Source organism: Thalassolituus sp. UBA2009, assembly GCF_002335285.1.
In the GTDB taxonomy this organism is placed as follows: Bacteria; Pseudomonadota; Gammaproteobacteria; order Pseudomonadales; family Oceanobacteraceae; genus Venatoribacter; species Venatoribacter alkanivorans.
Genome location: NZ_DDCJ01000146.1, coordinates 1 through 4,605, shown reverse-complemented (window position 1 = coordinate 4,605; position 4,605 = coordinate 1). Strand labels below are relative to the sequence as shown.

The window sequence follows — 4,605 nt, the reverse complement described above, 5'->3', positions numbered from 1 at the left end:
GCCCCAGAACGCCGACCAGTAATTGGCACCGTCGCTGGTGACTTCCTGTGGGGTTACGCTGTCGCGCATCAGCTGGGCCGGTTGTAAGCCGTGTACCAGAATCACATTTTTACCGGCTATCTGTGCCTGCGCCTGGACGCTCAGCAAGGCGGCTGCGGTTAAAAAAACTGCGGTGATTGCCATCTTTATTTTTATCGTCAGCATTCAGTCTCTCCTGTGGTTTTAATTACTGGGGCGAGCCCAGCGATTGCAGAAATTGCAGACGCGATAAGGTCTGCTCATCCTGAAAAGGAATAGGTGAAAAGCGCGAGGGATCGACGTTTTTAACCGCGTAAAAATCATCGCGGCTGAAACCCCACTGCACCTCAGGGCCGGGTTTTTCCGGCATCTTGCGCAGTTGCAGATTGCCGATCCATAAATTCTGAATGCCGTCTAAGTTGTACAGCAACGAGCCGTGTACGCGCAGTTCCAGCGTGCCGCTGCTGCCTATCCGCCCTTTGCCCTGTAAATAGGCCAGTGGCTTTTTATCGGCATAGTGCAGGCTGGCGGCGAGCTTGTAGTAACCGGCGGCGGCTTTTTCAATATTGACCGGAATTACCAGTTCGTTGTCGTCGACATAGGGCGTGCCGGTACCGGTAATTTCGGCGACGGCGGTAAAGACCTGAAACGGCGCGCTCTGGCGCAGGGTTGAGCCATCGCTCAGCTGCAGCTCAGCCACCAGATTAAGTTCGGTCGGCCAGTTGTCGCTGCTGCTGAAGCGGGTTTGCAGGCGTTGTTCGTTGCTGTTGTTCTGTATCTGGGCCTGTGGCATCAGCAGCACGGCATTGTTGTTATCGCGCACGCTCAGGGTCAGGCCGCTCAGCTGGCTGAACAGCGCATCGTCTCCGGACAGGGTAATGTCGGCTTCTATCGGTTCTTCCTGACGGTAGCGGTAGGCCGACAACTGAATGCTCAGCTGGCCGGGCAGACCGACCGTATTCAGGTCGCGTACGCTGTGAGCGCCGGCGTTTGGCTGCAGCAACTCGGTTTGCTGGCTGCCCAGCGGAATGGAATAAGACGGATACTGGCTGCTGACCTGATAGGCGGCGGCGACCTGCGTCATGGCTTGTTGCATGGCGGCTGGCAGAGGCTGCGGAGCCTGAATCACGGGGGCTTTCACAGGCTCGCTGCTGACGCTGGCGGCAACGGCAGGTAAGGATTCCTGGCTGATCATGGCCACAGGCTGTTGGCGCAGACCCAGTAACAGGCCCACTAACAGAACAAGGGCAATCAGAGGTATCCAGACTTTCATGAGAGGTGTTCCGGTTGTTTTTATTGTGCCGGACACGTTAGAGCAAGGCGGCCTGATTGAAAAATTATGGACTGGTACTTTGGTGTAGGTTTGCTATTGATGCATCTGACAGTCTGGCGCGAATATTCCTCTATAACCTTTCTTCTGTGAGAGAAAAGCACACGTTTGACATGATTACTGAATTTTATGCATTAGTTGTCCTGTCAGGTCATATTGCTCAGAAAACTCCCGTAACCAATCGCTACATTCGATTACAAAATGCTGGCGTAATTTGCGGCGGATCAGTACCTGACGGGGATTCCTCTTATCCGGCCATATGATCAGGTTGTGAAGCGCGCACGGCATTGGATTTCATGCCAAAGTATTATTCCTGTCAGGCAACATAAAACAATAAAGGCTGACGATGAATCAGGTACGGCACAAACACACTCTGGCGCTTTCCCTTTCTCTGCTACTGAGCGCTTGCGGTGGCGGCTCCGGTGGCAGCTTCCCTTCCGGTAACGAAAATGATGGCGGGAGCAGTAATCAGACCCCGGAACTGGCCCAGGCTTTGAGCAAAGGCGATGCTTCGCTGGTCAGTGCCGCTGAGCTGCGTGATGCGGCATTAGCCACTATTAATGCACAACGTACGGCCTATCAGCCGGTTAAGGCGCAGCTGCTGCAACTGAATGCCAATGGCAGTGCGCGCAGCGATGGCAAAAGCCTGACCGCGGTGCATTGGGATGTAACCCACGACGCTGGCAAGCTAAGCCCGCAATTTGGTTATAACGACAGCCTGCTGATCAGTAATGCCAGTAATTCTTCAACAGCAGGCAGTGCCGCTTTTGCTGTTGTTGGCGAAGAGCAGCAGGGTCAGCGTTATCTGGTTCTGGGCAGTAATCCGATGCGTACTCAGCAGCGTGATGCGGCCTCGGTAAACGCACAAATGGACCAGCTGCTGGAAAACAGCATCGGCTGGCTGGCCGGGCGCAGTGATTTTTCGGTCACACCTTTAAAGGTGGTGATTGCGCAGATGGATCAGAGCTATTACTTCCCCGATCGTAACGCTACCCGCAGCTGGCTGGATGCGCATTACCAGAGCTCTGTCAGTTATAACGCGGCTGCAAGCTGTGATGGCGCGGCATTGGCAGGTTGCTTAACGGCGGATACCGATGTGCTGATGATTTCTCAGGTAGGTGGCAGCACAGAATTAAATCCACAGATTCTGGCGGCGGTAAAAGCGGCGCAGGCGCGTGGTACCGGTGTGCTGTATATGCACTATGACGGCGGGCTGGATGCTCTGGGCAAAACCCTGCTGGAGCATTTTCATGTGACGTACAGCGGTGATAACTACTGGTCAAAATATTATATGAATGCGCAGGATATGCGCCCGTATTTTAATCAGTTGCCAGAATATGTTGCTGACATCCAGCAAATGCTGAGCACGCTGGCTGCGCCAATAACGTTCGATTTTAACCAGTGCGATGAAGAAGATTGCAGCACAGTAACGGGTTTTAACCAGAATTTTATGAACGGTGCTACCCGTGTACGCAATCTGATGGCGGACTTCGACCGGGAAAAGCGTAATATTTTTGCTGCTGCCAGCGGTGATGAATACCGCCTGGAAAAATTACTGGCCCTGCTGGGTGACAGCTACCGTCAGCAGGTTGTGTTTCCGATGAGCCGCGATAAAACAGACGCGACTGCTCTGGTGCATTCCATCTATGCGGATATGTCGGTGTATAACTATCGCAGCCTGAATCCGGTACAGGCCGATCTGGGTAATTTCAGCCGCACTGATTTTTCCCATATTACGCCGGTCAGTAAAACCATTAATCTGGTGAGTAAAAATTATTTCCGCGCAGCCGGTGTGTATGTGTTACCCGGAAAGACTGTGCGCGTAACCCGTCTCGATAATAGCCCGGTAAATACCAGCGTAGCGGTGAATACCCAGCGTGCTGCATCGACGCACTGGTTTGCCACCAACAATAGTTATAACCGCCCTAAATATCTGCAGAGCACCCAGATTCCTCTGGCCAGTGGCGAGAGCATTGAATTAACCTCACCTTATGGCGGGCCGCTGCAGATTTTCTTTGATGCCAATGATCAGAATGTCAGCTTTAAAGTCGAGAATATTGGCCTGCACCCATACTGGAACGGCGCCGAAGATAATGCCGATTTTGAAGCCCGTCTGAGTGCCGGTGAGTTTGACTGGGCGGAATTATCCACCGCCGGTTTTGAGGTGCATTCACAGCTGGAAAAAATGCGTACTTCCATGAATGAATGGGGCGGTACAGCGGCTGATATGGCCGTGGCAACTGAGCGTTATGTTTCCAACCTGCCTCATGTACTGGCCGGATTTGAAGGGCCGGGAATTGATGTAGTGGCCGAGATACATGATTTTGCCAGTGCCAATAATTTTACCGTGCAGAATATCGATATCGTGAAACACATGAACGCCGACCAGCCAACCTGTGGCTGGGGTTGCTCCGGCAATCCTTACGATGCCGGCTGGAGCTTCTCACCGACCGGTCATGGTGATATTCATGAGCTGGGCCATGGGCTGGAAAAAGGTAAATTCCGCTTTGCCGGCTGGGAAGGTCATGCATCGACTAACTTTTATTCTTACCACAGCAAATATCATTATTTCCTCGATACCGGTAAAGATCCTCAGTGCCAGTCATTACCTTTTGAAAGTCTGTTTAATACCCTGCAGACCAGCCGTAATCAGGCTGATCCGGTTGCCTATATGCAGGAACAGGCACTGAATGGCTGGAGCAATGGTGCAGCTATTTATATTCAGATGATGATGGCTGCCCAGGCGCAGGGCACGTTAACCGATGGCTGGATGCTGCTGCCACGTCTGCATATTCTGGAGCGCGAATTCTGGAGTGCGACGCGCAACGATGACAACTGGGCAGCGAAAAAAGCGGCACTGGGTTTTGCTGACTTTAACCGCAGTGACGCCAGCGCCCTGAATAATAATGACTGGCTGAACATTGCGCTGTCGAAAGTCACCGGGTTGGATATGCGCGATTATCTGACCATGTGGGGCTTCCCGGCAGGCTCTGCTGCCAGTGCTCAGGTTGCTGCGCTGGCATTACCGGCGATGAGCAAAACCTTTTATGCTTCCGGCGGCGCCGAGTTCTGTAAAGGACTGGATAAAACGCCGGTAGCTATTGATGGTGCAGCGGTCTGGCCGTTGTAATGACATTCGGGGGATAAAATAAAAACCGGCCAACAGGCCACTGCTGCCCCACAGTTTGGAGTGACATTGTGTCACTCCAAACTGCAGCATTCATCGACTACTGTGTTTCAATCTGAAACGCCTTTCC

Annotated in this window: 2 protein-coding genes and 1 pseudogene; 1 reads left to right on the top strand and 2 read right to left on the bottom strand. The window is 52.8% G+C overall.

The window, feature by feature from the left end:
- Together B3P58_RS18030 and B3P58_RS18025 are read right to left on the bottom strand one after the other, a co-directional pair.
- Window positions 1-204 (bottom strand): annotated as a pseudogene (locus tag B3P58_RS18030) (hypothetical protein); the annotation flags it as partial.
- A 22-nt stretch (window positions 205-226) separates the two neighbouring features.
- Window positions 227-1,291 carry a hypothetical protein gene (locus B3P58_RS18025; RefSeq protein WP_286719471.1) on the bottom strand — a complete coding sequence of 355 codons (1,065 nt, stop codon included), beginning with the start codon at window positions 1,289-1,291 and terminating at the stop codon, window positions 227-229.
- Window positions 1,292-1,694: 403 nt separating this feature from the next.
- Between B3P58_RS18025 and B3P58_RS18020 the strand changes: the two genes are divergently transcribed.
- On the top strand, window positions 1,695-4,478 hold the full coding sequence (locus B3P58_RS18020; protein ID WP_286719469.1) for an ImpA family metalloprotease: 2,784 nt from the start codon (window positions 1,695-1,697) through the stop codon (window positions 4,476-4,478).
- The last annotated feature ends 127 nt before the right edge of the window (window positions 4,479-4,605 follow it).

What these genes read in the sequence shown, in the direction of transcription:
- B3P58_RS18020 (WP_286719469.1), top strand. Translation starts at nt 1,695, where the DNA reads ATGAATCAGGTACGGCACAAACACACTCTGGCGCTTTCCCTTTCTCTG.
- B3P58_RS18025 (WP_286719471.1), bottom strand. Translation starts at nt 1,291, where the DNA reads ATGAAAGTCTGGATACCTCTGATTGCCCTTGTTCTGTTAGTGGGCCTG.